The 25,400-nt window shown below is 44.6% G+C and carries 22 protein-coding genes (1 of these 22 cut by a window edge); 5 read left to right on the forward strand and 17 right to left on the reverse strand.

The genetic code is table 11. From position 1 onward, the window contains the following. Window positions 1-1,089 carry the 3' portion of a peptidoglycan DD-metalloendopeptidase family protein gene (locus R3D86_05550; GenBank protein MEZ5757663.1) on the forward strand. Its footprint begins 378 nt before the window's first position, so 1,089 of the gene's 1,467 nt are visible here — the last part of the coding sequence; the start codon falls outside the window, past its left edge; it ends in the stop codon at window positions 1,087-1,089. A 79-nt stretch (window positions 1,090-1,168) separates the two neighbouring features. Here R3D86_05550 and clpB read toward each other — a convergent pair whose 3' ends face one another. The 10 genes from clpB to R3D86_05600 all read right to left on the reverse strand — a co-directional run bounded on the left by clpB (window position 1,169) and on the right by R3D86_05600 (window position 14,837). After that, entirely contained in the window at window positions 1,169-3,748 is a 2,580-nt protein-coding gene (clpB, locus tag R3D86_05555) for an ATP-dependent chaperone ClpB (protein MEZ5757664.1), read from the reverse strand. Window positions 3,749-3,880: 132 nt separating this feature from the next. Then, the gene (locus tag R3D86_05560; protein MEZ5757665.1) at window positions 3,881-4,489 is read right to left on the reverse strand and encodes a DUF4167 domain-containing protein; all 609 of its coding nucleotides are present in this window, start codon (window positions 4,487-4,489) and stop codon (window positions 3,881-3,883) included. A gap of 205 nt (window positions 4,490-4,694) precedes the next feature. Continuing rightward, window positions 4,695-5,546 carry a peptide chain release factor N(5)-glutamine methyltransferase gene (prmC, locus tag R3D86_05565; GenBank protein ID MEZ5757666.1) on the reverse strand — a complete coding sequence of 284 codons (852 nt, stop codon included), beginning with the start codon at window positions 5,544-5,546 and terminating at the stop codon, window positions 4,695-4,697. Continuing rightward, window positions 5,547-6,626, reverse strand: a complete 1,080-nt coding sequence (prfA, locus tag R3D86_05570) for a peptide chain release factor 1 (GenBank protein MEZ5757667.1) — start codon at window positions 6,624-6,626, stop codon at window positions 5,547-5,549. Then, window positions 6,623-7,876: a histidine--tRNA ligase gene (gene hisS, locus R3D86_05575; protein ID MEZ5757668.1), complete on the reverse strand. Its 1,254-nt coding sequence runs from the start codon at window positions 7,874-7,876 to the stop codon at window positions 6,623-6,625. Before hisS ends, prfA begins: the two co-directional genes overlap by 4 nt. Window positions 7,877-7,897: 21 nt before the next feature. Beyond that, on the reverse strand, window positions 7,898-9,013 hold the full coding sequence (gene ispG, locus R3D86_05580; GenBank protein MEZ5757669.1) for a flavodoxin-dependent (E)-4-hydroxy-3-methylbut-2-enyl-diphosphate synthase: 1,116 nt from the start codon (window positions 9,011-9,013) through the stop codon (window positions 7,898-7,900). A gap of 114 nt (window positions 9,014-9,127) precedes the next feature. After that, window positions 9,128-9,949, reverse strand: coding sequence for a DUF4115 domain-containing protein (locus R3D86_05585; protein MEZ5757670.1), 822 nt, complete (start codon window positions 9,947-9,949; stop codon window positions 9,128-9,130). A gap of 339 nt (window positions 9,950-10,288) precedes the next feature. After that, window positions 10,289-12,550 (reverse strand): phosphoenolpyruvate--protein phosphotransferase, encoded by a 2,262-nt coding sequence (gene ptsP, locus R3D86_05590; GenBank protein MEZ5757671.1) that lies wholly within the window; start codon window positions 12,548-12,550, stop codon window positions 10,289-10,291. Window positions 12,551-12,578: 28 nt separating this feature from the next. Then, the gene (locus tag R3D86_05595) at window positions 12,579-13,586 is read right to left on the reverse strand and encodes a nitronate monooxygenase (protein MEZ5757672.1); all 1,008 of its coding nucleotides are present in this window, start codon (window positions 13,584-13,586) and stop codon (window positions 12,579-12,581) included. A gap of 33 nt (window positions 13,587-13,619) precedes the next feature. Beyond that, window positions 13,620-14,837 (reverse strand): aspartate kinase, encoded by a 1,218-nt coding sequence (locus R3D86_05600; GenBank protein MEZ5757673.1) that lies wholly within the window; start codon window positions 14,835-14,837, stop codon window positions 13,620-13,622. Window positions 14,838-14,994: 157 nt separating this feature from the next. On the opposite strand from R3D86_05600, the gene ubiG reads away from it, so the two are divergent. Next, entirely contained in the window at window positions 14,995-15,762 is a 768-nt protein-coding gene (gene ubiG / locus R3D86_05605; protein MEZ5757674.1) for a bifunctional 2-polyprenyl-6-hydroxyphenol methylase/3-demethylubiquinol 3-O-methyltransferase UbiG, read from the forward strand. Beyond that, on the forward strand, window positions 15,755-16,552 hold the full coding sequence (gene fdhD, locus R3D86_05610; protein MEZ5757675.1) for a formate dehydrogenase accessory sulfurtransferase FdhD: 798 nt from the start codon (window positions 15,755-15,757) through the stop codon (window positions 16,550-16,552). Before ubiG ends, fdhD begins: the two co-directional genes overlap by 8 nt. Before the next feature lie 9 nt (window positions 16,553-16,561). Here the strand turns inward: fdhD and mobA are convergent, their stop codons facing one another. From mobA to R3D86_05635, 5 genes are all read right to left on the reverse strand, one after another. Next, on the reverse strand, window positions 16,562-17,179 hold the full coding sequence (gene mobA / locus R3D86_05615) for a molybdenum cofactor guanylyltransferase MobA (GenBank protein ID MEZ5757676.1): 618 nt from the start codon (window positions 17,177-17,179) through the stop codon (window positions 16,562-16,564). Between the two features lie 5 nt (window positions 17,180-17,184). Then, entirely contained in the window at window positions 17,185-17,688 is a 504-nt protein-coding gene (locus tag R3D86_05620; GenBank protein MEZ5757677.1) for a DUF1178 family protein, read from the reverse strand. 65 nt (window positions 17,689-17,753) lie between these two features. Further along, entirely contained in the window at window positions 17,754-18,593 is an 840-nt protein-coding gene (locus R3D86_05625; GenBank protein MEZ5757678.1) for a carbon-nitrogen hydrolase family protein, read from the reverse strand. A gap of 34 nt (window positions 18,594-18,627) precedes the next feature. Then, complete coding sequence (grxC, locus tag R3D86_05630) at window positions 18,628-18,894, reverse strand: glutaredoxin 3 (GenBank protein ID MEZ5757679.1); 267 nt, start codon at window positions 18,892-18,894, stop codon at window positions 18,628-18,630. 73 nt (window positions 18,895-18,967) lie between these two features. After that, complete coding sequence (locus R3D86_05635) at window positions 18,968-19,699, reverse strand: ComF family protein (GenBank protein ID MEZ5757680.1); 732 nt, start codon at window positions 19,697-19,699, stop codon at window positions 18,968-18,970. Between the two features lie 165 nt (window positions 19,700-19,864). Between R3D86_05635 and R3D86_05640 the strand changes: the two genes are divergently transcribed. Then, on the forward strand, window positions 19,865-20,698 hold the full coding sequence (locus R3D86_05640) for a methyltransferase domain-containing protein (protein ID MEZ5757681.1): 834 nt from the start codon (window positions 19,865-19,867) through the stop codon (window positions 20,696-20,698). On the opposite strand, the gene mutT is transcribed toward R3D86_05640, so the two are convergent. After that, window positions 20,693-21,145 (reverse strand): 8-oxo-dGTP diphosphatase MutT, encoded by a 453-nt coding sequence (gene mutT, locus R3D86_05645; protein ID MEZ5757682.1) that lies wholly within the window; start codon window positions 21,143-21,145, stop codon window positions 20,693-20,695. The genes R3D86_05640 and mutT overlap by 6 nt on opposite strands. Window positions 21,146-21,179: 34 nt before the next feature. Next, window positions 21,180-22,400 (reverse strand): bifunctional glutamate N-acetyltransferase/amino-acid acetyltransferase ArgJ, encoded by a 1,221-nt coding sequence (gene argJ / locus R3D86_05650; protein ID MEZ5757683.1) that lies wholly within the window; start codon window positions 22,398-22,400, stop codon window positions 21,180-21,182. A gap of 251 nt (window positions 22,401-22,651) precedes the next feature. Here argJ and secA point away from each other — a divergent pair, with 251 nt between their 5' ends. Beyond that, window positions 22,652-25,381, forward strand: coding sequence for a preprotein translocase subunit SecA (gene secA, locus R3D86_05655; protein ID MEZ5757684.1), 2,730 nt, complete (start codon window positions 22,652-22,654; stop codon window positions 25,379-25,381). Window positions 25,382-25,400 lie beyond the last annotated feature (19 nt).

Here is a 25,400-nt window from a genome sequence, read left to right on the forward strand (position 1 = left end):
CTGGTCGATAGCGGAGCTGACAGACAGGATGCCTTTAATGCCATCAGAACTTTGGGAGACCTCTTTAACGTTAGAAAAATACAGGTGGGTCAGAAATTTGATGTGTCCTATACCCCGGATGGCACATTGAACAGAATCGAAATGCAAAAGGATTTTGACCATCTTATTGTCGTTAACCGGGACGGACTTTCCTATAAAGGCGAAACAGAAGAGCTGCCAAGCCAGATCATTACCCGCCATGCATCGGGCATCATCGATGACAGCCTGTTTCTGGCTGCCCAGAAACAGGGCCTTCCACAAGTGGTTATTGTCGACCTGATTCGCATCTTCAGTTACGATGTCGATTTTCAGCGGGAAATAAGGCAGGGCGATCAGTTCGAAATTTTTTACGAGAGAAAGATTTCTGAGGACGGTCGACGTGTACAGGAAGGCGATATTATTTTTGCCCGTATGGTCCTCAGCGGCAAGGAAATCAAACTCTATCGCTATACACCCCCCGGCAAGGATTTTGCCGATTATTTTCATGAAGACGGACAAAGTTCAAAACGGGCTTTAATGAAAACACCCATTGAAGGGGCCAGGCTTTCCTCTTATTACGGCAACCGGAAGCATCCTGTGCTCGGTTATAACCGAATGCATAAAGGTATTGATTTTTCCGCCCCAACCGGCACGCCGATTATGGCCGCCGGAGACGGAGTGGTTGAGAGGGCCAGCTGGTTTGGCAGTTTCGGCAATTATGTGCGAATACGCCATAACAGTACCTATCAGACCATTTATGCCCATATGAGCAAATATGGTCGCGGCATCAAAAAAGGGGTGCGGGTAAAACAGGGTCAGATCATCGGCTATGTTGGCGCCACCGGCCGTGTAACTGGCCGCCACCTTCACTATGAAGTTTATATGAACGGAACGCAGGTCAATCCGCTCACCTTAAAAATCCCATCGGGAATTAAACTGAAAGAAAGCGAACTCGAAGATTTCAAGCTGGCCATGAAAGATACAGATCTGATGATTGCCCAGACAAAATCACATATCCTGCTTACGCACAATACCCCCAATACAAATACGGCAATTGCCAGTAGTCCATAGTTCTTAAAAGTATTTATTTACGGATATCAAAACAAGATCCGGGTCGAAGGAAAATTTATTCCTCCGACCCTGGAAAATTTTATATGTTCATTTCAATACCGGCAGCCCCTGCTGTAATGTGAACAGTATCGCCGTCTTTCACTTCACCGCTTAGGATCAGATTTGCCAGACCGTCCTGTACATTATGCTGGATAACCCGCTTAAGCGGTCTTGCCCCGTAAACCGGATCATAGCCAGCGTGCGCAAGCCAGTCCTTGGCACTCTGATCAAGATCGAGAATGATTTTACGATCCTCGAGCCGTTTCTCAAGATGGGCAAGCTGAATATCAACAATCGCATGCATATGTTTTTCTGCCAATCGGTGAAACAGGGTAATTTCATCAAGGCGGTTGATAAATTCTGGTCTAAAATGCGCCCGGACCACGTCCATCACATTGTCTCGAACCAGATCCACATCATCATCCGAGCCAAGGCCCGCCAGAATTTCACTGCCAAGGTTACTGGTCAAAATAATCAGAACATTACTGAAATCAACGGTTCTGCCCTGACCATCAGTCAGGCGGCCATCATCCAGCACCTGAAGCAGAATATTGAAAACATCGCCATGCGCTTTTTCAACTTCGTCAAAAAGCACGACCTGATAGGGTCTTCTACGGACCGCTTCGGTCAGCACACCGCCTTCCTCATATCCGACATATCCAGGAGGCGCCCCAATCAGGCGGGCCACCGCATGTTTTTCCATAAATTCGGACATATCAATTCTGACCATGGCATTTTCATCATCAAAAAGATATTCGGCAAGCGCTTTGGTAAGTTCTGTTTTACCAACACCGGTGGGTCCGAGGAATAAAAAGGACCCGATAGGGCGGCCCTGTTCCTGAAGTCCGGCACGGGCACGGCGTACTGCAGCGGAAACCGCTTTTACCGCTTCATCCTGACCGATAACACGGCGACCGATATTTTCTTCCATCTGCATAAGTTTGTCACGTTCACCTTCCAGCATTTTACTGACAGGAATGCCTGTCCAGCGGCTGATGACGGCTGCAATATCATTTTCAGACACTTCTTCTTTCAGTAACTGATTTTCTGTATCATCGCTTTCCGTCGCCGCTTTCAATTTTGCTTCCAGCTCGGGAATTTCACCGTATGCGAGCTCACCGGCGCGCGCCAGATTGCCGGCGCGCTGTGCCTGTTCAAGCTCGATACGTGCGGCATCAAGGCGTTCTTTTATTTTCTGATCGCCCTCAATACGGTCCTTTTCTGCCTGCCACTGTGCAGTCAGACTTGCTGAATTTTCCTCAAGCTCGCTGAGCTCTTTCTCAAGATTTTTAAGGCGGTCCTTGGACGCAGTGTCCTTTTCTTTCTTCAATGCTTCCCGTTCAATTTTAAGCTGGATGATCCGGCGGTCCAGTTCATCAAGCTCCGAAGGTTTACTGTCCACCTCCATTTTAATTTTGGAAGCAGCTTCATCCATCAGATCAATTGCCTTATCCGGCAAAAACCGGTCATTGATATAACGGTTTGACAGTGTCGCCGCCGCAACAAGGGCACTGTCCTTAATTCTGATCCCATGGTGGAGTTCATATTTTTCCTTTAGTCCCCTCAATATGGAAATTGTATCGGCAACTGTCGGCTCTCCAATAAAGACCGGCTGGAACCGGCGCTCAAGTGCCGCATCCTTTTCAACATATTTTCGGTATTCATTAAGCGTCGTCGCGCCGATACAATGAAGCTCACCTCTTGCCAACGCAGGCTTTAAAAGATTTGACGCATCCATCGACCCTTCGGACGCCCCGGCACCGACAATCGTATGCAGCTCATCAATGAAAAGGATAATTTCCCCTTCCGCCGCAGAAACTTCCTGAAGCACTGCTTTTAAACGCTCTTCAAATTCCCCGCGATATTTGGCCCCGGCAACCAGCGCCCCCATATCAAGCGACATAATACGCTTTTGACTGATGCTGTCCGGTACATCACCATTGGTTATGCGAAGGGCCAGACCCTCGGCAATAGCGGTTTTACCAACACCAGGTTCACCGATCAGAACCGGGTTATTTTTGGTGCGCCTTGAGAGAACCTGAATTGTCCGGCGAATTTCTTCATCCCGGCCGATCACCGGGTCAAGTTTACCGGCCCTGGCGGCTTCGGTAAGGTCCCGCGAATATTTTTTTAAGGCATCATAACTTTCTTCTGCACTCGCTGAGTTGGCAGCGCGGCCTTTTCTGATTTCATTAATGGCATTATTCAGATTTTGGGCGGTCAGACCTGCTTTTTTAAGAATATCAGCTGATTTACTGCCTGAAAGAAGGGTGAGGGCGAGAAGAAGCCGTTCCACCGTAACATATTCATCACCCGCTTTTTTTGAAAGTTCGGTTGCACTGTCAAACAGTTTTGCTGTCTGCGTATCCATATAGAGCTGACTGGCTCCATCCCCGCTTATCTTGGGAAAGCCATCAACTTCCTTGCTCACATTTATGAGTGCCGCACCTGCATCTGCGCCTGCTGCTTTCATTAAATTGGAACAAAGACCTTCTTTATCCTCAAGCAAAATTTTCAAAATATGCTCAGGCGTAAATCTTTGGTGTCCTTCCCGAATAGCCAGGCTTTGAGCAGACTGTATAAAGCCTTTTGTTCTATTGGTAAATTTCTCAAAATCCATGTTTAAAACTCCAGAAATCTTAACGATATTTTCTAAATATAAACAACATATAATGTTGCATTTACGCAACACAAGGGGAAGATGAGAATAATATACTTTTACCGGCATTCTGTTTTCAGACCTGCCTAAGAATTATTCAGCGACGTCTTCTTTCACTTTTCTTGGTTTTCTGATTTTTTTAGGCTTTTCAACAACACACTCCACCTCCAGTGGAAGTTCGGGAGCAGCATCCAGATCAACGGTCTTTACTTTGCGTTTTGGTTTTTTCACCTTTTTCTCGCAAGGTTGTTCGTCATCCGAATTGGCCGCTGTGAAGTCTGAATTTTCATTGCTGCCATCATCGAGGAAGGATGCTATATTGGACTGGTTCTCAGCCGCTTCTTCCTGCTGACGGACTTTTTCCGCTTCACGTTCTACTTCCATTGCCGCTTCGGCAGCCGCAATTTCAGAATAAAGCATGTAATAATGGTGGGCATATTGGCCGTAGGCTTCTGAATCAGTTCGGTCTTTGGTTTTATTTTCATGGGCCAGCTCTTTATATTTGTCATAAAGCTGCTTCACATTTCCGCGAATTTTACCGGCCGGACCATGGCTGTCCACCTGTCTGGATGTGGTTAGCGGCTGTTGCGACTGTTTTTTCGAAGAGCCACCGCGACCATTTTGATTTCTACCACGATTTTTCTGTTTATTACTATGTCTTCCCGATCGGTTATTTTGCCGGGCTTTTTGATTTGAGGTCATTAAATATCTTATTACATTATTAGGCTATCTACTGACAGATGACCCCGGGGAATCGATCTGCCTCAAGCACGGTTATATTTAAGAATTTTGGAATTATAACTGAATATTTTCATTCAGCATCCACGCCTATTTTTCTGCGTAAGCTGACTTTACCCTGCTAAATCTTAAATGCCAAGGGACTTTTTAAAAATTTTATCATCAATTCTCAAAATTCGATCATCAGGCACCTGTCTCTATCTGCCAGGTCTTTATATTTTGTTATTTGATTAAAGCCTTTAGAAGTGAATATTTCCTTAACGGCGGTTGATTGCCGATACCCAATTTCCATTAAAATAAATCCGCCTACTGATAAATATGATGCTATCTGCCCTGAAAGTTTTTTATAATCATCAAGGCCGTCTTTCCCTGAAAAAAGAGCCTCTTCCGGTTCATAATCAACAACTTCGGGAGGAAGGGTTTCTTTTTCATCCAGGCCAATATAGGGCGGGTTTGAAATGATAAGGTCAAATTTTTCCGATTTTTCGATATTATCAGTCCAGTTGCTAATGAGAAATTCTGATCTTTGAGAAAGATTTAAATTGATGGCATTTTCTCTTGCCACTGTGAGCGCTTTTTCAGAAATATCGATACCAAGCCCGGTTGCATTGGGCAGTTCGTCAAGCAGGGTAAGCAGAAGACAGCCTGTTCCTGTACCCAGATCAAGAATTCGGTATTTTTTATTTTTATCTTCGAGTTTATTCAATGCCGCTTCTATAAGCGTTTCGCTATCCGGGCGGGGGGTAAGTGTGTCTCTTGTAACCTTAAAAGTCCGGCTCCAGAATTCCTTTTCACCAAAAATCTGGGACAATGGCTCTCGTGCCATTCGGCGCTTAACGAGATTCATTAAATCCGCATAGTCACTGTCTTTGATGGGACAATTATTTTCAAGCGCATAGTCAAGAGCATTTATATTCAGAATATAAGTGATCAACAATTTTGCTTCGAAAGCCGGATCTTCAATAAAGTGACCGGCGAGCTTTTCAATAACCTCTTTTTTTAAAGCCAGTAGGGTTTTCACCTAATTTTCCAGTGCCGCAAGCTGGGCGGCCTGATCCTCTGTAATCAGGGCAGTGATGACTTCATCAAGCCCTTCACCGGCAAGTATCTGGTCAAGTTTATAAAGAGTAAGGTTAATGCGATGATCGGTCATACGTCCCTGCGGAAAATTATAGGTACGAATGCGCGCAGACCGATCGCCTGATCCGATCTGGTCTTTTCGGTCCGCCGACCGTTCCGCATCGCGCGCTTCCTTTTCAGCAGCATAAACACGGGACATCAAGACCTTCATGGCTTTTTGTCTGTTTTTATGCTGGGATTTCTCATCCTGCTGCTGAACAGTAATGCCCGTTGGAATATGAACAATGCGAACGGCGCTGTCGGTTGTATTCACCGATTGTCCGCCGGGACCGCTTGCGCGAAATATATCAATCCGAAGATCTTTATCTTCTATCTTAATATCAATTTCTTCCACTTCCGGCATAACAGCAACGGTTGCCGCCGAAGTATGGATGCGGCCCTGGGTTTCCGTCTCCGGCACCCTTTGAACACGGTGACCGCCAGCTTCATATTTAAGTTTGGCAAACACACCGGGGCCACTGACAGAGGCAATTGCCTCTTTAAAACCGCCGGCATCACTTGGTGATGTGCTCATTATTTCAAAGCGCCAGCCCTGAAGAACAGCATATTTCTGGTACATTCTAAAAAGATCTCCGGCAAATAACGCCGCTTCGTCACCACCAGTTCCTGCACGTATTTCAAGGATCGCATTTTTATCGTCATCAACATCCTTGGGAAGAAGCATCAGCTGAACCTGATGTTCCAGCTCCGGAAGTTTGTCCTTTAATTCCTGCAGCTCTATTTCAGCCAAATCGCGCATTTCTTTATCGGTTTCCTGAGAAGCAATCATCTCTCTAAGGTCCTGCATTTCAGATATGGCACTTAAATAGTCCTTGGTTTTTTTAACAACCGGTGTCAGGTCGCTATATTCCTTTGAAATTTTCACAAATTCATCAGAGCTGAGCGCTTCCCCTCCCGACATAAGGTGTTCAAGCTCCTCATGGCGGGTAACAAACTGATCAAGTCTTTCGCGTGGAATCATTTTTGAGCTTCCCTGATATATTGGCATAGGTTCGAGAAGGAAACCTCTTCCTGGGACCCCAAATCCAGATTTTTAACCATAACCACTGAACGGGCGATTTCATCATCGCCAATTAATATGGCAAATGTTGCATTTTGTTTATTGGCCCGCTTCATACGTTTGGCAACATTACCCCGATAGGCCATATCGACAACGATACCAGCCAAACGGAGATCATGGGCAATTTTCATTGCAACCACTTGCGCAGAATCGCCGACAGGAGTAACAACAACCGGGCGGCTCGGATTTATCAGCAAATCTTCTGAAATTAGCTCAGCAATTCTTTCCATGCCAGCGGCCCAGCCTATACCGGCAGTTGGTGGACCGCCCATCATTTCCATTAATCCATCATAACGCCCCCCAGCCATAACTGTGCCCTGGGCACCAAGCTGATCCGTGGTAAATTCAAATGCGGTATGACAATAATAGTCAAGACCACGTACCAGCCGATCATTAATAACATAATTGATAGACAGCGCCTCGAGGCCGCTTTTTACTTCATCAAAAAATTTTCTGGTGGCGTCATTATAAAATTCAAAAATCCGCGGGGCATTTTCAATGAGTGCACGATCACCCTCATCCTTGCTGTCGAGAATGCGTAAAGGATTTTTATCCAGACGTTGAAGACTATCTTCGCTTAATTGAGATTTAAAGCCTGTAAAATATTTTACGAGCGCGTCACGATAATCAGCGCGACTTTCAGGATCCCCCAGACTGTTAAGTTCGAGTGTAATATGCTTTCCAATGCCTAGTTCATCCAAAAGGTCAGATCCAAGCGCTATTACCTCAATATCTGCCTGTGTTTCCGGCACACCAAGTATCTCGACATCCATCTGATGAAACTGGCGCATACGTCCTTTTTGTGGCCGTTCATAACGAAAGATCGGTCCAAAACTATACAATTTGCAGGGAGCTGATTGTTGGAGACCATTGGACATAAAGGCGCGTGCAATCCCGGCCGTATATTCAGGGCGCAACGTTATCTGTTCTCCGCCGCGATCCTCAAATGTATACATCTCTTTGGTTACGACGTCAGAAGTGTCCCCCAAAGTTCTTTTAAATGTTTCCGTGAACTCAAAAATCGGCGTGTCTATTTCCTGATGGCTGTAGCGTTCCGCCACCGATTTGAATTTTTCATAAATTGTACGAAACCGAATGGCTTTATCGCCTAAGACATCGTGAGTTCCGCGTACCGGTTGAAGCCGCGCCACTTTATTTCTCCCAAAAAATCGCTAAAGTTTCTGTTGGCTATTTTCTTTTTCCAGTTCGGCAGCTTTTGCCTCTACCAGCTCAACAATATGATCAATTAAACCATCATCGTCAATCTTATGATCTGTGACCCCGTTTAAATAAACCATGTGATTGCCATTTCCGCCGCCAGTAAGGCCGATATCAGTTTCCCGTGCTTCGCCCGGTCCGTTGACCACGCATCCGATAATGCTGAGCGAAAGCGGTGTTGAAATATGCCCAAGCCTTTTTTCAAGCTCTTCGACTGTCTTAATAACAGGGTATGCCTGACGTGCACAGGATGGACAGGAAATAATCCTTACCCCACGGTGGCGAAGATCAAGACTTTTTAGAATATCAAAACCGACTTTAATTTCTTCAACAGGATCGGCAGACAGAGATACACGGATTGTATCACCGATCCCGGACCAAAGCAGCATACCCATGCCAATAGACGACTTTACAGTACCGGCCCGCAGACCGCCTGCTTCCGTTATGCCGACATGAAGCGGATAATCACAGGCATCCGCCAGCCCCTGATAGGCGGCAACAGCCAAAAAGACATCTGATGCCTTAACACTGATTTTAAATTCATGGAAATTATTATCTTCCAGGATTCGGGCATGTTCAAGCGCACTTTCAACCATGGCATCAGGACATGGTTCACCGTATTTTTCCAGAAGATGCTTTTCAAGTGATCCTGCATTAACACCTATTCGCATCGAACAGCCATGATCCCGCGCGGCGGCAACAACCTCTCTTACCCGGTCTGAATTTCCAATATTTCCGGGATTAATTCTTAAACAGGCGGCACCGGCTTCAGCTGCTTCAATACCCCGTCTGAAATGAAAATGAATATCGGCAATGATGGGCACAGATACATTTTTTATAATTTCTTTCAACGCCTTTGTTGATGCTTCATCCGGGCAGGAAACGCGAACAATATCAGCACCCGCATTTTCAAGATCCTGAATTTGTTCAATGGTTGCTTTAACATCAGTTGTCAATGTATTGGTCATTGACTGGACACTAATTGGTGCATCACCACCAACAGGAATATTACCAACCATAATCTGGCGACATTTGCGACGGATTATATCGCGATATGGGCGAATGCTCATTATAGAAACCCTGTAAAAATTTTATTTCATGCGTCTATTGTAAGAATCGACACAGAACAGCACCCCCTTAATAACAAGGAGTAACACATTTGAAAATCAGTTTGTTTAGAATTTTTAACGCAGCATTGAAAGCTCAAGCAGTTTTTCCTGCTCAAGCGCAATATTCTCGATGATTTCACCTTCGTTGCCGAGAGCCTTTTTTGCCTCACCGTCAACATAAACTGAAAGACCCGCAGCATTGTTGGTCATCAGGCTTAATCCCTGCTGTTGTGAAGCAATTAAATCTTCTCCTCTTGGAAGAATTTTTTCAATAAGCACTGTTCCGTCTTTATCTGACAATCTGACCCAGACATCCTGATTTGCTTTTAAGCGTACCTCATTGGCATTTGCAGGAGCACTAACAGGCTTAGCCGTGCTAACGGTTTTATTTTCTATACCTTTTTTATCAGAAATACTAACAGCATCAGACTGAATTTTAGCCGGTATTATAGAGTTGACCTTTTCAACAGTGTTTTCTGCGGCTGCATTATTGCTGTCAATATTTACAATGACACCAACCAATAGAACGATACATACCGCCGCAATGCTCGCAATACCCTTAACGGGAAATACTTTATGCCTTTCTGCCTCAGGAAATGTCAAAACCACACATTCCTTAGAACCCGCATATTCCGCTTCATAACGAGCAACAACCTCTTTCGTGTCAAGACCAAGATAACTCGAATAATTCTTTAAAAAACCTGTTGCGTAGCAGGCGGAGGGGAAGGAGTCAAAATTATCCTGCTCAATTGCTTCCAGCAGGTATGGTTTTATGCATAAATCTTGGGCAATAATATTTAAGTCTCTAATCTTATGATTTTGCCGTGCATGTTTTAAAATTGTTCCAACACTTTCCAGTGCAAGATCAGATTTAATTTCTGTACAAATTGAGTTCACTTTTCTGTTCCCAGTTTTTTTAAAGACGCCCACGTTCTTTTATTTCTATTTTATTTGTTCTACTAAACTTAGTCCGGCAAGCCGTGTCAGTTCGTTTCTATATTTCTTGTTAAATGCCCCTTTTCACTTAACAGTATGGTTAACGTAATTTTCCCACGCACCATTATATCTTCAATAAGATTATGATTTCGTTAAAAGAAAAACGTTTTTAAAAAAAACCTAAATACAAACTAAATCGCATTTTTCCCTAAGTTATTCAAAGTCAACCTTAAATTAATGCAATGAGTCAACAAAAAACTGCAACTAACGGTAATTATAGGGGAATTTGGCGTCGAATCACTAAATTTTTATATCATGGTCTCTGGCATAGGCTTCCAGTTCCCTTCGAATGCTACTTGTAGAACGACTCAGCAATTCATTTGTATATTGCTCAATTTCAGCAAGATTAAGGCTCCTAAGCATCATTTTCACAGGGCCGATGGCTGCTGGTGCGATGGATAGTCTCCTGAAGCCAATTGCAATAAGTGCAAGGGCACTTACCGATTTACCGCCAATTTCCCCGCAGAGCGTAAGGGGTATTTTAGCTTCATTACATTTCTTAACTATATATTTAAGCATATGCAGTGATGGCGGTGACAATGGGTCATAACGATTGCTGAGTTTAGGATTGTCCCGGTCACAGGCATAAAAGAATTGCATAAGATCATTGCTGCCAATGGAAATAAAATCAACAAGGGGCAGCAAACTGTCCAGCTGCCAAACCAGGCTGGGAACTTCCAGCATGGTCCCCACATTTATTTTTTCAGGCATGGCCCTTTTATTTAATTTGTGCCGTCCAAGCTCTTTCTCAAGAATTGATTTGGCAAGCTTGAATTCATCAACATTGGTAATCATCGGAAACATTACATTTAAGGTCGTTCCGGCCGCCGCTGTGATCAAAGCCCTCAGCTGATATCTTAAGAGTGCAGGGCGGTCGAGTGCTATTCTGATTGCGCGCCATCCAAGAGCCGGGTTCTCTTCATCATCCCGCTTCAAAAATGAAACTTCTTTATCCCCGCCAATGTCCAGTGTACGAAACGTAACAGGTTTACCGTCTGCTGCTTCAATTATTGATTTATAAAATTCTGCCTGCGGGCCAATTCTCGGCAAGGTTTTACTGATCATGAACTGAAATTCTGTACGGAACAGACCAACACCCCGGGCACCCGTCCTGTGCATCCCTTCAATATCCATTGCCAGACCGCCATTAATGACCAGCTCAATTTCAACGCCGTCCTTGGTCACGGTTGGCATATCCCGCATATCATCGTAACGGGCAAGCAACTTCGCCCTTGCGCCGATGGCATCCCGATAACTTTCAAGAATATCCGGAGGAGGGGATATAAATATTTCGCCGTCAAGTCCATGAACGATAATCTGAACACCCTCATCAATTTCGAGCAGATTTTCTTCAATCTGACCAAGCATGGGAATACCGAGAGCCCGGGCAACAATTGCCACGTGAGAGGTAGGAGTTCCTTCCTGTAAAATCACGGCTTTCAGCTTATCACGGTCATAATCCAGAAGTTCCGCCGGCCCCATATTGCGGGCAACAACAACGGCATTTTCCGGGAGCCCTTTTGAAGCGGCTGTACCCGCCTTACCCATAAGGTGACGAATGAGCCTGTTGGCAAGATCATCCAGATCACTCAGTCTTTCCCTAAGATAAGGATCTTCGGTCTTCATCATTTTAGTGCGGTTTTCGACCTGAATTTTCTCAACGGCCGCTTCCGCTGTCAGCCCGCTTTCGATGGCGTCTTCAATCTTTTGCCGCCATCCCTTATCTCTGGCAAATAATTTATAGACATCAAGAATTTCCCTATGTTCCCCATGATGAAGAATATCCTCTGCCGACATAATGTCATCAATTTGGACCAACAGATTTTCAAACCCTTTATCAAGTCGTTTCAACTGGCCTTCATAATCTTCAGAGAGATGCTGGGTGATTTCGACCCTTGGCTCATGCATCACAACTACGCCTTCTGCCAACCCTTCTGCAAACACCATTCCTTTAAACCGGGTGGTGCTGGCTCGGTCCCCATTGCCGTCATTCTGGTCATGTGATGTGATGAGGTCTCCGCTGACAACCAGCTCGGCAAGAACCATTGCGACGGTTTGCAGAGCTTCTTCTTCTTCTTCTGAATAGTGGCGGCTAGCCTGATTTTGTACAGCCAGAACACCAACCGATTTTCCGCTTCGAAGAATTGGAACAGCCATCATGGATTTATATATTTCTTCCCCGGTTTCCGGGCGATAGACAAATTTCGGGTGATCCTGTGCATTGCTGAGATTAAGGGAGGATCGCGTAGAGGCAACAAGTCCAACCAACCCTTCACCTACTCTCAAACGCGTGTTATGTACGGCTTCTGATTTAAGACCTTCTGTTGCAAACAGCTCAAGCATATCACCGCGGATAAAATAAGCGGAGCAAACCTCGGCAACCATGTTGCTGGCAACAAGGTGCACCACTTTATTGAGCCGGACTTCAGCATCGTCCTCACTCGCCATAATTTCGTGTAACTGCCTCATCATGCGACGAGGTGCGTTATTTATGGGGGTCAATTTACCCTCCCTGGTTGGCTTAAGTCTACTAAGCCAGTTGATTTTCGGCCTGTTCTATCAGATTCGCAATAATTTCGGAAACGGGCTGGATCTTTTTTACCATTCCAACGCTTTGTCCCGCCATAACCGATCCCCTGTCAACATCCCCGTCTATTACTGCACGGCGCAGTGCGCCGGCCCAGTAATGCTCAATTTCAAGCTGGGCCGCTTCCATTTCCAGCTCTCCCGCCTGATATTTATTAATGACTTCCCGCTGTACATCCATAAATTCTTCAGATGCCTCATTTTTAAGCGCCCGAACAGGAATAACCGGAAAGCGTTTATCAATCTGTACTGATGTTACCGCATCACGTGCGTTTGCGCGGATAAACATTTTTTTGAAATTGTCATGGGCAATGCTTTCTTCAGCACATACAAACATTGTTCCCAATTGACAGCCAGCAGCCCCCATCTGCAAATAGGACGCCATGACTTCACCTCGTCCAATTCCGCCCGCAACAAATACCGGAACTTCCGTAATATAAGGCAGAATTTCCTGCGCCAAGACAGACGTTGATACTGGTCCGATATGGCCGCCAGCTTCCGACCCTTCGACAATCAGGGCATCAACACCGCTTCTGATAAGTTTTTTTGCCAGAATAAGAGCCGGCGAGAAACAGATAACTTTTGCACCACCCTCTTTGATTCTTTTTATGGAATCGCCTGACGGGATACCCCCTGCAAGAACAATAAATTTTACATTCCGGGCCAAAGTCACATCAATTAATGCATCAATATCTGGATGCATTGTGATCAGATTTACCCCAAATGGTTTTTTCGTCTTTGCCTGGGTCTCTTCAATAACTTTTGACAACAGATCGGGTGTCATACTACCACAGGCAATTACGCCAAATCCACCAGCATTGGAAAGGGCGCTCACCAGATTGCTTTCTGAAAGCCAGCTCATGGCACCACCAAGAATCGCATAATCCGTTCCCAGAAAATCCGTTCCTTTTTTCCATAATTGATCCAGTTTCTTACGGCCTGCTGTGGTCATATTCTCACCCAAACTATATTTTGTATTATTATTTTATTCGCCGTCCAGACCATAAGCAGTATGAAGAGCCCGAACAGCCAGTTCCGTATATTCCGCTTCGATCAGAACGCTGATTTTAATTTCTGAAGTCGAAATCACCTGAATATTGATCCCTTTATCGGCAAGAGCCTTAAACATGGTTGCGGCCACACCGGCATGCGAACGCATACCTACCCCTATAACAGATATTTTGGCAACATTCACATCCGTAATCAGATTATCAAATTCAATATTATCAGCCCTGTTTAACATTTCTTCCGCTTTTTCAAGGTCAGATTGTGTCACAGTAAAAGTCAGATCGGTCTTTTTACCGTCTTCGGTTTCATTCTGGATGATCATATCGACGTTAATATTTCCGTCTGCAAGAAGCGTGAAAATATTGCTGGCAATACCCGGCTTGTTTTTTACACCGACCAGGGTGACCTGGGCTTCATTTTTGGCATATGCTATACCACTTACAACTTGTTTTTCCACAATTTCATCCTCATCAACAACCATGGTTCCCGGTTTATCAGTAAAACTTGAAAGCACCTGTACACGAACTTTGTGGTTCATTGCCATAGCAACTGAACGTGTTTGCAGCACTTTCGCTCCTAAAGAGGCCATTTCCAGCATCTCTTCATAGGTAATTTTATCCAGTTTACGGGCCTTTGGAACAATTCTGGGGTCTGTTGTATAAACCCCTTCCACATCTGTATAAATATCACATCGGTCAGCACCGATTGCCGCCGCCAACGCCACTGCCGACGTATCAGAACCACCGCGGCCGAGTGTGGTTATTCTGTTATCATCAGAAATTCCCTGAAATCCAGCAATTACGCAAACAATACCTTCATTCATGCGCTCGTTAATGGCATCCGTGCCGATTTCCTCAACGCGGGCGGCACTATGGACCTGATTTGTCCGAAACGGAATTTGCCAGCCCAGCCAGGAACGGGCAGGAATGCCAATATTCTGTAAAGCCAATGCCAACAGGCCGGCTGTAATCTGTTCTCCCGCTGAAACAACCGTATCATATTCACGGGCGTCATGCAGTGGGGAAATTTCTTCTACCCAGCCGATGAGCTTATCAGTTGTCCCTGCCATAGCAGAAACAAAGACCGAAACCTGATTTCCAAGGTCCACTTCTTTTTTTACACGTTGGGCTACATTTCTGATCCGATCAATATCGGCAACAGAGGTCCCGCCAAATTTCATCACTATTCGTGCCATAACAGACTTCTACTCAGCTTCGCATATTTAAATATGAGCAATTTTTTGTTTCTATTTTATTTGTTTCGCGCAATACATATATCTTTATCGGTGCTTGAAGCAAGTGCCGACTTGTATATATTAGATAATAATTGCCTTTTTTTGTTTTGAGATTGCCATGAATGCTGAAAATACCACTGCTCAGGCCAAATCCGTTAACCCGGATGAAATTGCACATTTTTCATCAATGGCAGCGACCTGGTGGGATCCGAAAGGCCCATTCAAGCCTCTGCACCAGTTAAACCCGACGCGAATCGAATTTATCCGGGATCAGATTTGTGAACATTTTGGGCGCGATTCTCTGTCTGAAATTCCTCTCAAGGGTTTGCGTATTCTTGACATCGGTTGCGGTGGTGGACTGCTTTGTGAACCCATGGCCCGACTTGGGGCGACTATGGTCGGCGCGGATGCCGCCGAAAAAAACATCAAAACTGCCAAGCTTCATGCGGAACAGATGAACCTTAACATTGATTACAGACATATTACCGCAGAAGAGCTGGCGGAGCAGGGGGAAAAATTTGATGTTATCCTTAATATGGAAGTGATTGAACACGTGGCCGATATCAAATCATTCCTTGAGGCCTGTCATCAGCTCCTTAAGGATAATGGATGTATGACCTTATCCACCCTGAACAGAACCGTTAAATCATGGGCCATGGCCATTGTCGGTGCAGAATATATTTTGCGCTGGCTGCCGAAAGGTACCCATGACTGGCATAAATTTTTAAAACCTTCCGAATTATGTGACCATGCTTCAAAGTGCGGCTTTAGCATTACCACAATAAATGGCATGGTGTTTAATCCGCTTAACGCTACATGGATGCTTGATCGGCATGATTATTCGGTTAATTATGTCGCTCTCGCTGTAAAATCAAACAATGGATAAGCGTCCCGAAAATCAGACCATGCGAATCTGGAGCCCGGAAGGTGAAAAAACCGAAATTCGCCAGATTACCAATGAAGTCCCGGTCGTACTTGAATATAACTGTGTGACTTTTGCCGTCATGATGGCATCCCCCACAGATCTGATTGATTTTTCCTATGGATTTAGCTTAACTGAGGGCATTGTGTCTGGAAAAAAAGATATAATTTACGCCCAGATTAAAGAAGCCCCAAAAGGGAAAGTTGCGGCCATCGAGATTAATGCCCGTTCATTTCACAAACTTGAAAAATATAACCGTACCCTTTCGGGCCGAACAGGGTGCGGACTTTGCGGTGTTGAAAAACTGGATCAGGCTTTTAAGCCATTGGAAAAAGTTGGCTCGGATTTAAAGGTGAAGGCGGAACTGATTCACAAAGCAATGCAGGAAATAAAAGCCCATCAACATTTGAATAAAGAAACGGGAGCGCTGCATGCAGCGGCTTTTGCTGACAAATCAGGGAAAATTATTGCCGTACGTGAGGATGTCGGACGTCATAATGCTCTTGATAAACTGATCGGTCATCTGATGCAGGAGGAAATTGACCCGGGCAGCGGCTTTGCACTGATTACAAGCCGGTGCAGTTTCGAAATGGTTCAGAAATGCGCGATTGCCGGAATTCCGATCATTGCGGCAGTATCGGCCACCACTGGCCTGGCTGTTGATCTTGCGGATCAGGCAGGCATTTCAATAATTGCCTTTGCCCGCAAGCAGGGTTTAAATGTCGTTACCGATAGTGAAAATCGCATATTATAATGAAAATTATTATAATCGCTTGAACCGGCCAGCCAACTTTTCTGCTTCGATCAAATTTTCAGGCGTATTGATATTAAAAAAAGGGTCAGGGTTATCTGACCATTCCAGTTCCACCGCTTTTTGAGTTTTGAGCCAGGACATCATTTTTCGTTCGCCTTTTTTCAATGCTTTTTCCAGATCATCGAGTAATGAGACATCCCAAAGTGCATGGGTCGGATGAAGATGGCCGTTTGATTTAGCAACCACCACAGAAGCCGAAGAATGATGCAAAAGCATTTCAACAAAGTTGTCCGGGATAAAGGGGGTATCAGCAGAAACGGTGACTATTTTCTGATAAGAATGGCGCTTTGCATAATTTAAAGCTGTATAAAGTCCAATCATAGGGCCCGCATGGAGGCCAAAATCCGGGATATCCGGCACAACGTCTATTGTAATATCCAATTCAGCCAGATTGGAGTTTAGAATTATCCTATCAACCTGCGACTCCAATCGATCAACAATATGATCAATTATTCTTCTTTTTCCCAAAGTCAAAAGGAACTTGTCATCACCACCCATACGGCGTGACTGTCCCCCTGCCAGGATAACCCCGAGCAGGTGGCTTTTTTTAATTTCTTCCTTATGCATGGAAATTAGCTGTCGAGTTTGCCGGATCCCGGAACAGGCAGGATATCGATGCCCTCTTCAATCAGCTCTTCGGTTTCACGAATAGTTGTCTCGCCATAAATGCCTCTCTTTTCACCTTCACCATAGTGAATTTTGCGGGCTTCTTCGGCAAAGTTGCTGCCAACATATTCGCACGACTTTTCAATCTGGCGGCGAAACTTGGCCATTGTATTATGCATATGCTCAAGCGCACGCTTCACATCTTCCGAACTGACTTGGTTTGTCGGATCGGAATGGGCGCTGACCATCACTCTGTGATCATCCTGATCTGTTGAATAGTGACCTCTGTCATTATGTTTTTCACTGCCCGCTGAAATATTGGGGGCCATCAATGATTTTGATATTTTTGTACTTCCGCAGAGAGGGCATTCAACCAGGCCGCTGTCAACCTGCGTCTGATAGGCTTCGCTATTTTGAAACCAAGCTTCAAAAACATGGCCGTCACAACATTTAATATCAAATAAAATCATAATATTTTCAACCGCTTAACGAGAGCATTAACCATAAGGACAACTTCGTAGTTTAAGACAACTATCTACCTTACTTCCTGTATAGCAATATTTTTATCGTGGGTCAAAGCCGCAATTTTATTTCTTGCCTCGGCGACTTTTGCCATGTCAATTTCTGCAATAATCACCCCTGGCTTATCCCCGCCATCAGCGAGAATATTACCCCAGGGATCAATGATCAGGGAGTGGCCAAATGTATGCCTTCCGTTTCGATGGTTTCCGACCTGTGCAGGTGCAAAGACGAATGCGCCATTTTCTATTGCCCGCGCTTTAAGGAGAGTATGCCAGTGCGCTTTTCCTGTCTGATAAGTAAAAGCAGACGGGACTGTCAGCATCGTGGCCCCCGCCTTGGCAAGAGCCCTGTAAAGATATGGAAAACGAAGATCATAACAAATGGATAAGCCAACTTTTCCCCAGGGCAGGGTGGCAAGTATGGCAACATCCCCCGCCTGATACGAGTTTGATTCGCGGTAGGCTTTTTCCCCTGGAAGATCGACATCAAACATATGGATTTTATCATAAGTGGCTATTTTTTCTCCGGCAGGCGAAAAAAGAAAACTTCTGTTCGCAGCTTTATCACCATTTCTAATGGCAATAGACCCAATCAGCAGCCAAATACCGAGCTCTTTTGCCAAAGCAGCAAAGTGACGCCATGAGGTATCTTCTTCCTCTGGGGATATTTTCTCCATGACCTGTTTTGTGCCAAAGTCAAGGAGCGTTGTCATTTCCGGGGTGAGCACAAATTCTGCCCCTTTTGCCACCGCCTGACGAATAAATTTATCTGCAACAGCAATATTTTCTTCAATAACATCGTCAGATGTCATTTGAACAAGGCCAACTTTAAAATGTGTATTTAAGGAAGTCATGCTTCAGACTAACATAATTTCCGTCTCCGTTCCATCAGGACGGATTTTGGGCCAATAGGGCGTCAAGGTGCCCGGCACGGTCCAGGGCATAAAGATCGTCACTTCCACCAATATGATCACCATTAATAAAAACCTGAGGCACAGTCGTTGCGCCACCGGAACGACTTAACATTTCCTGTTTATATTCGTCTTTGGACCAAATATTATATTCGGTAAACTGGCTGCCTTTGGCGTTCAGCAATTGCTTTGCCAGAGTACAGTATCCGCAGCCCGGACGGGTATATATAACGACTTCAGCCATATTCATTTTCACCTTCAGTTTCAATTTCCCTGATATATATTGATTTGGCTGTATTTTTCAATGGTCAATTTCATTATTTAGGGTCATACGGGGATACAACCCGATAAACTGTCAGTACAAATACTTTTTGTGCCCCAGCCTTTTTAAGCGCTTTTGCGCAATTCTCCGTCGTTGCGCCCGTTGTATAAACATCATCTATCAGAAGTATATTTTTGTTTTTAATATCTTTTTTTCTTTCCGGCACAACTTTAAAGGCGCCGGTTACATTTTTGGCCCGCTTCTTTATATTCCCCTGCTGGGGAGGGGTGTTTTTAATACGGACAAGGATATCCGGTTCATGGTTAAGGGAAAGCGCTTTAGCCAGACTGCGGGATAACAGTGCTGATTGGTTATAACGTCTTGAAAATTGTCTATGTTTATGGAGAGGGACCGGCATGATAAGGTCAGTATTCTCAAAGAGGTCTTTCCCTGCCTGTAACAACAATTTGGTAAAATAACCCGCATATTCCGGCTTATCATGATGTTTAAAGCCAATCACCATTTTACGGCTGTCATCATCATATCTAAGGGCAGAAATCGCCCGATCAAATGACCGTTCCTTTTTCTGGCAGGCTGCACATAAATTTTCACCTAAATCACGAAAGTCATTGGCCAGCTCAATTTCAAAAGGATAGCCGCAACAATTGCATTTGGGGCCGGAAAGAAAATGAAGTTTTTTCCAGCAATCGGGGCAAATATTCTGCGCACTGTCAACGCGGGCCGAACAGCTTAGACATTTGGGCGGCAAAATTATGTCGAGTGCCATATGGGCAAGCTTATTAAATGTCGTAAAAATTTTCTTATTCCCCCGGATGTACATTTGCTGCTTTTCGTCTGTGTTCAAAAATGCCATATAGACATTATGACACAGAAAAAGTTCAAATTTAAAGCTTCAAATGAAAGTGACCTCTTTAACCGGTCCCTAATAAAGTTGCGGCGTGATAAAATTAGCCCAACTTTTGCCAAACATGATTTCTTAAAAAAAGAAATCAGTCACAGACTGATTGATAATCTTGATGATATAAAAAAATCCTTCGATATCATTTTGACAATGAATGTGGACGAAAGTTGTCTGACCCAAAGATTTAAACAGGCCTTGGTTATCCAACAGGACATATCATTGAACATGCTAAAAGATGGGGCTGAATTAACAATACAGGCCGATGAAGAATATTTACCCTATAAAAATCAATGCCTTGAGCTGGTTTTAAGTTGTCTTAACCTACATTGGGTCAATGATTTACCGGGAACCTTGATCCAGATCTTAAGATCCCTAAAACCGGATGGGTTGTTCCTTGGCGCGATCTTTGGCGGTGAAACACTAACCGAATTGCGTCAAGCAATGCTAAAAGCGGATATTGAACTGCGCGGTGGTACAAGCCCCCATATTTCACCGTTTATTGATGTTCGTGATGCGGGATCATTATTGCAAAGAGCAGGCTTTGCCCTTCCGGTTGTCAGCATGGAAAGAATTTATGTGACATATTCAGATGCCTTTAGCCTGATGAAAGAGCTTAAAGCGATGGGCGAGAATAATGCCCTGTTAAAGCAGTATAAGGGGCTAACATCCCCAAGGGTAATGGCTAAAGTGGCGAAAATTTATCACCAGAATTATGCCAATAAGGATGGCAGAATTCCTGCCACTTTTGACATCGTTTATTTGCAGGGATGGGCCCCCCATGAAAGTCAGCAAAAACCGCTTAAACCTGGATCCGCAAAAATGTCGCTGAAGGATGCATTGGCAGCACCATCTAAAAAACTATAAAAAATCACGGATCATAGCGATAAGCGGTTCATCTGCCGGCGGCATGGGATAATTTTTCAGTTCATTTATTTTTACCCATTTAAGCTGCTGTCCTTCGCGCGGATGAGGTACACCGTCCCATTTCCGGCACAAAAAGACCGGCATCAGAAGATGAAAGTCTTCATAACTGTGCGAGGCAAATGTAAAAGCCGCAAGACAGGATTCGGCCGTATCAATATTCAATTCTTCTTTTAGTTCACGGATCAGGGCTCTTTCCGGCGTTTCCCCGGCTTCGAGCTTACCGCCGGGGAATTCCCAAAGACCTGCCATACTTTTGCCCTCAGGTCTTTGTGTAATAAGAATTCTGCCATCAATATCAACCATAACAACTGCAGAAACAGTAATAACCTTCACCGGCCCTTCAGGTCTTCCTCCTGGCGGGTCTGGACAAAATTCGCTTACACTCATATTTTTTCCTTATTGATTGGCTTATGCGCGCAGATTAGCTGCGATAATCAGCATTTATGCTGATATAATCATGTGTCAGATCACAAGTCCAAACAGTTGCCTCGCCTTCACCGACACCAACATCAACACTAATATCAATCTCGCTTCCCTGAAAATGTTTTGTACAAAGGTCTTCATCATACCCTTCGACCCGCATACCCCGGTCCGTCACTTTCTGATCACCAATTGTGATCATCAGAGCATCCCGGTTAGCCCTCTCTCCTGCTTTGCCAACGGCCATAACGATACGTCCCCAATTGGCGTCTTCGCCGGCAATGGCTGTTTTTACCAGCGGTGAATTTGCAATGCTCATGGCAATTTTCTTTGCAGATCCATCATTTTCCGCCCCGGTTACTTTAATTGTAATAAATTTGGTGGCCCCTTCGCCGTCCCTGACAATCTGATGTGACAGATCAAGCATCAGTTCAGACAATTTTTCTTTAAAGTCGCCCAGGATTGGATCATTTACATCGCTAATTTTATCCTTTTTTCCTGTTGCAAAGGCAAGAACCGTGTCGGATGTGGACATATCACTGTCCACGGTTATGCTGTTAAATGATTTTTCATTCTCGGAAGACAAAAGCGCTTGCAGAACAGACTGATCAAGGGCCGCATCGGTAAATATAAACCCAAGCATTGTTGCCATATCCGGCGCGATCATGCCGGATCCTTTGGCAAAGCCGTTAATAGTAACCCGTTTTTCGCCAATTATTGCCTGCTTTGTGCATAATTTAGGGAATGTGTCCGTGGTCAGGATAGCATCGCCGGCCTGTTGCCAATTATCCTTTTCCGTTTTTATGCCTTCTTCCAGTTTTTTATTTATGAGACCTGCTTTAAGAACCTCCCCGATGACACCGGTAGAGGCCACATAAACTTCATCTGGTCCACAGCCGGCAATTTTGCAGACAAGATCAATATTTGAAGTCATAGCGTCAATTCCAGCCTGACCGGTAAAAGCATTTGAATTTCCGGCATTGACAAGAAGGGCTTTAGCCATTTTGCCCGATTTTAGGTTTGCCTTACACTGATCAACAGGCGCGGATGAGCATTTTGATTTGGTAAGAACTCCGGCAACCGTCGCTCCTTCCGGAAATAATACAAGAAGAAGATCGTCACGATTTTTATATTTCATATGCGTTGCCGCCGTTCCCAGAATTACTCCGGATATTTCAGGTAGCTTAACATTCGTATCAGGTGCCAGAGGAGATTTTTTCATTATTGTTTATCACATTGGATCTTGGTTGTTCTCAAATATTTCCCCTTATAAGCTTCAAAAAGAAGAATTGTCCATATTTTCTCTGAAAATTATCAATTATATAGGCATCAATCATTGACAGCGAGGCTTTGCACTCTTATTTGTGCTACTCTACATGTGTGTAAATGTTCGAATTTTGGCCAGTATAGATCGGGCATTGAAATTTGAAAAAGTGAGGGCGGTTACTTAAGGCCCCCGATTAGGAATAAATAATGCTGGGAATGGGCAAGATCGCCAAAAAATTATTTGGCACATCAAATGAACGATATTTAAAAAGCCTGGAGCCGCGCATCAATGCCATTAATGCTCTTGAGCCTGAAATTTCGGCCTTATCTGACGACGCACTAAAAGCCAAAACCATCGAATTTCGTGAGCGCCTTGAGAATGGTGAAAAGCTTGACAATTTGCTTATCGAAGCGTTTGCCGTCGTCCGGGAAGCAGCAAAAAGAACTCTAGGCCAACGCCATTATGATGTACAGCTGATCGGCGGAATTGTGCTTCATGAAGGAAAAATCGCCGAAATGAAAACGGGTGAGGGTAAAACACTTGTATCCACACTCGCCGGTTATCTAAATGCCCTACCGGGCCGTGGTGTTCATATTGTAACCGTCAATGATTATCTTGCCAGCCGCGATTCCGATTGGATGGGCCAGATTTACCGTTTCCTGGGTATGTCTGTCGGCAGTATTGTTCCGAACATTGCTGATGAAAACAGAAAAGCCGCTTATGCCTGTGATGTCACATACGCCACCAACAATGAGCTGGGGTTTGATTATCTGCGTGACAATATGAAATTTCACCCGAGTGCCATGGCACAGCGCGAGCCTTATTTTGCCATTGTTGACGAAGTGGACAGTATTTTAATCGATGAGGCGCGGACTCCATTGATTATTTCCGGCCCGACCGAAGACAAATCAGAACTTTATATTTCCATCAATAAAATAATTCCGGATCTATTGCCGGAAGATTATGACGTTGATGAGAAAAGCCGCACCATTTCCCTGACCGAAGAAGGCATGGAACATCTGGAAGATATCCTTAAAAAAGCAGGACTTATTAAAACCGACAATTTATATGATTATGGCAATGTGGCTGTGGTTCACCATGTCAATCAGGCGCTGAAAGCCCATAAATTGTTTATGGCGGAAAAAGACTATATCGTCAAAAATGGTGAAATTATCCTGATTGATGAATTTACCGGTCGTATGATGGATGGCCGACGCCTGTCAGAAGGACTTCATCAGGCAATTGAAGCAAAAGAAGGCGTAGATATCCGCACCGAGAACCAGACACTTGCTTCGGTTACTTTCCAGAATTACTTCCGGCTATATGAAAAGCTTGCCGGTATGACCGGTACCGCCGCAACCGAAGAGGCTGAATTTGCAGATATTTATGGATTGGGCGTTGTCGAAATTCCGACAAATGTTGATGTGGCACGGATTGATGACCATGACGAAATTTACCGCACAGCCAATGAAAAATATGCGGCCATTGTAAACCGAATAGAAGAATGCCACAAAACGAGACAACCAATTCTTGTTGGTACCGTAAGCATTGAAAAATCCGAATATATTTCAGATATGCTCAAGAAACGAAAAATTCCGCATAATGTTCTGAATGCCAAATTTCATGAGGCGGAAGCCTTTATTGTCAGTCAGGCCGGTCGTGAAGGAGCCGTAACTATCGCCACCAATATGGCTGGTCGCGGTACAGATATTCAGCTCGGTGGTAATATTGATATGCGCATTGAGCGTGAGGTTCTGGAAGAAGACGAGGCAGAACGTCAAAAGCATATTGAAAAAATTAAAGAGGAAGTGGCGGCCGAGAAAAAGGTTGTTAAAGAACTGGGTGGCCTTTTTGTTCTTGGAACTGAACGTCATGAAAGCCGAAGAATAGACAATCAGCTTCGTGGTCGGTCAGGTCGTCAGGGGGACCCTGGCTATTCAAAGTTTTATCTCAGCATGGAAGATGATCTTATGCGCATCTTTGGGGGAGAGCGCATGGACAGCTGGATGCAGAAGCTTGGCTTTGAAGAAGGCGAATCTCTCACCCATCCTTGGCTAAACCGTGCGGTTGAGAAATCGCAGGAAAAAGTTGAAACCCGAAATTATGATATCCGTAAAAACCTGCTTAAATTTGACGATGTGATGAATGACCAGCGAAAAGCCATTTATGAGCAACGCCGGGAAGTCATGACAGAAGAAAATCTTGAAGAAACCATTGCTGATATGCGTGAGCATCTGATTGATGATTTGCTGGCCGTACACGTGCCTGCGCGAAGCTATTCCGAAAATTGGGACATTCAGGGACTTTCCATTGAAACAAAGCGGATTTTCGGACAGGATTTTGGTCTTGCTGAATGGGCGGGTGAAGATGGTATCGACAGTGAAACTTTTGGTGATCGGTTAATTGATGCCGCCAACCGGTTAATGGCTAAAAGAAGTGTTGATATCGGTCCCGATATCATGCGTCATCTGGAAAGAACAATACTGCTTCAATCCATTGACACTCATTGGAAAGAACATCTAGCGCATCTTGACCATTTGCGTCAGGTAATTCAGTTAAGAGCCTATGGACAGAGAAATCCTCTGGATGAATATAAAACAGAGGCTTTTTCAATGTTTGAAAAAATGTTGGCCAATACGCGTGATAATGTTGCCATGCTGATGGCCCATGTTGAGATCAGAAGGGAAGAGGAAGTCCCGGAGCTGGCAGAGCCTGACCGGGGCAGTATGCTCGAAAGTCATCCTGGGGAAACTTTGCCCCCAGCAGACGGCAATCCGGGACAATGGAAAAACACACCACGCAATGCCCTATGCCCATGTGGCAGCGGTAAAAAATATAAACACTGCCATGGACAAGTTATGCCAAAAGTTGGCCGGAATGATCCATGCCCTTGCGGGAGTGGTAAAAAATACAAGCATTGCCATGGTGTGATATAAATAATTCTCTGAATAAAAC

The organism is Emcibacteraceae bacterium, from assembly GCA_041396985.1.
GTDB lineage: Bacteria > Pseudomonadota > Alphaproteobacteria > Sphingomonadales > Emcibacteraceae > Pseudemcibacter.

Bases quoted from the DNA above. Each gene is read 5' to 3' on its own strand.
- clpB (MEZ5757664.1), bottom strand. From the start codon at position 3,748: ATGGATTTTGAGAAATTTACCAATAGAACAAAAGGCTTTATACAGTCT.
- R3D86_05560 (MEZ5757665.1), bottom strand. From the start codon at position 4,489: ATGACCTCAAATCAAAAAGCCCGGCAAAATAACCGATCGGGAAGACAT.
- prfA (MEZ5757667.1), bottom strand. From the start codon at position 6,626: ATGATTCCACGCGAAAGACTTGATCAGTTTGTTACCCGCCATGAGGAG.
- ispG (MEZ5757669.1), bottom strand. From the start codon at position 9,013: ATGAGCATTCGCCCATATCGCGATATAATCCGTCGCAAATGTCGCCAG.
- R3D86_05595 (MEZ5757672.1), bottom strand. From the start codon at position 13,586: ATGACCACAGCAGGCCGTAAGAAACTGGATCAATTATGGAAAAAAGGA.
- R3D86_05600 (MEZ5757673.1), bottom strand. From the start codon at position 14,837: ATGGCACGAATAGTGATGAAATTTGGCGGGACCTCTGTTGCCGATATT.
- ubiG (MEZ5757674.1), top strand. From the start codon at position 14,995: ATGAATGCTGAAAATACCACTGCTCAGGCCAAATCCGTTAACCCGGAT.
- fdhD (MEZ5757675.1), top strand. From the start codon at position 15,755: ATGGATAAGCGTCCCGAAAATCAGACCATGCGAATCTGGAGCCCGGAA.
- mobA (MEZ5757676.1), bottom strand. From the start codon at position 17,179: ATGCATAAGGAAGAAATTAAAAAAAGCCACCTGCTCGGGGTTATCCTG.
- R3D86_05620 (MEZ5757677.1), bottom strand. From the start codon at position 17,688: ATGATTTTATTTGATATTAAATGTTGTGACGGCCATGTTTTTGAAGCT.
- R3D86_05625 (MEZ5757678.1), bottom strand. From the start codon at position 18,593: ATGACTTCCTTAAATACACATTTTAAAGTTGGCCTTGTTCAAATGACA.
- grxC (MEZ5757679.1), bottom strand. From the start codon at position 18,894: ATGGCTGAAGTCGTTATATATACCCGTCCGGGCTGCGGATACTGTACT.
- R3D86_05635 (MEZ5757680.1), bottom strand. From the start codon at position 19,699: ATGGCACTCGACATAATTTTGCCGCCCAAATGTCTAAGCTGTTCGGCC.
- mutT (MEZ5757682.1), bottom strand. From the start codon at position 21,145: ATGAGTGTAAGCGAATTTTGTCCAGACCCGCCAGGAGGAAGACCTGAA.
- argJ (MEZ5757683.1), bottom strand. From the start codon at position 22,400: ATGAAAAAATCTCCTCTGGCACCTGATACGAATGTTAAGCTACCTGAA.
- secA (MEZ5757684.1), top strand. From the start codon at position 22,652: ATGCTGGGAATGGGCAAGATCGCCAAAAAATTATTTGGCACATCAAAT.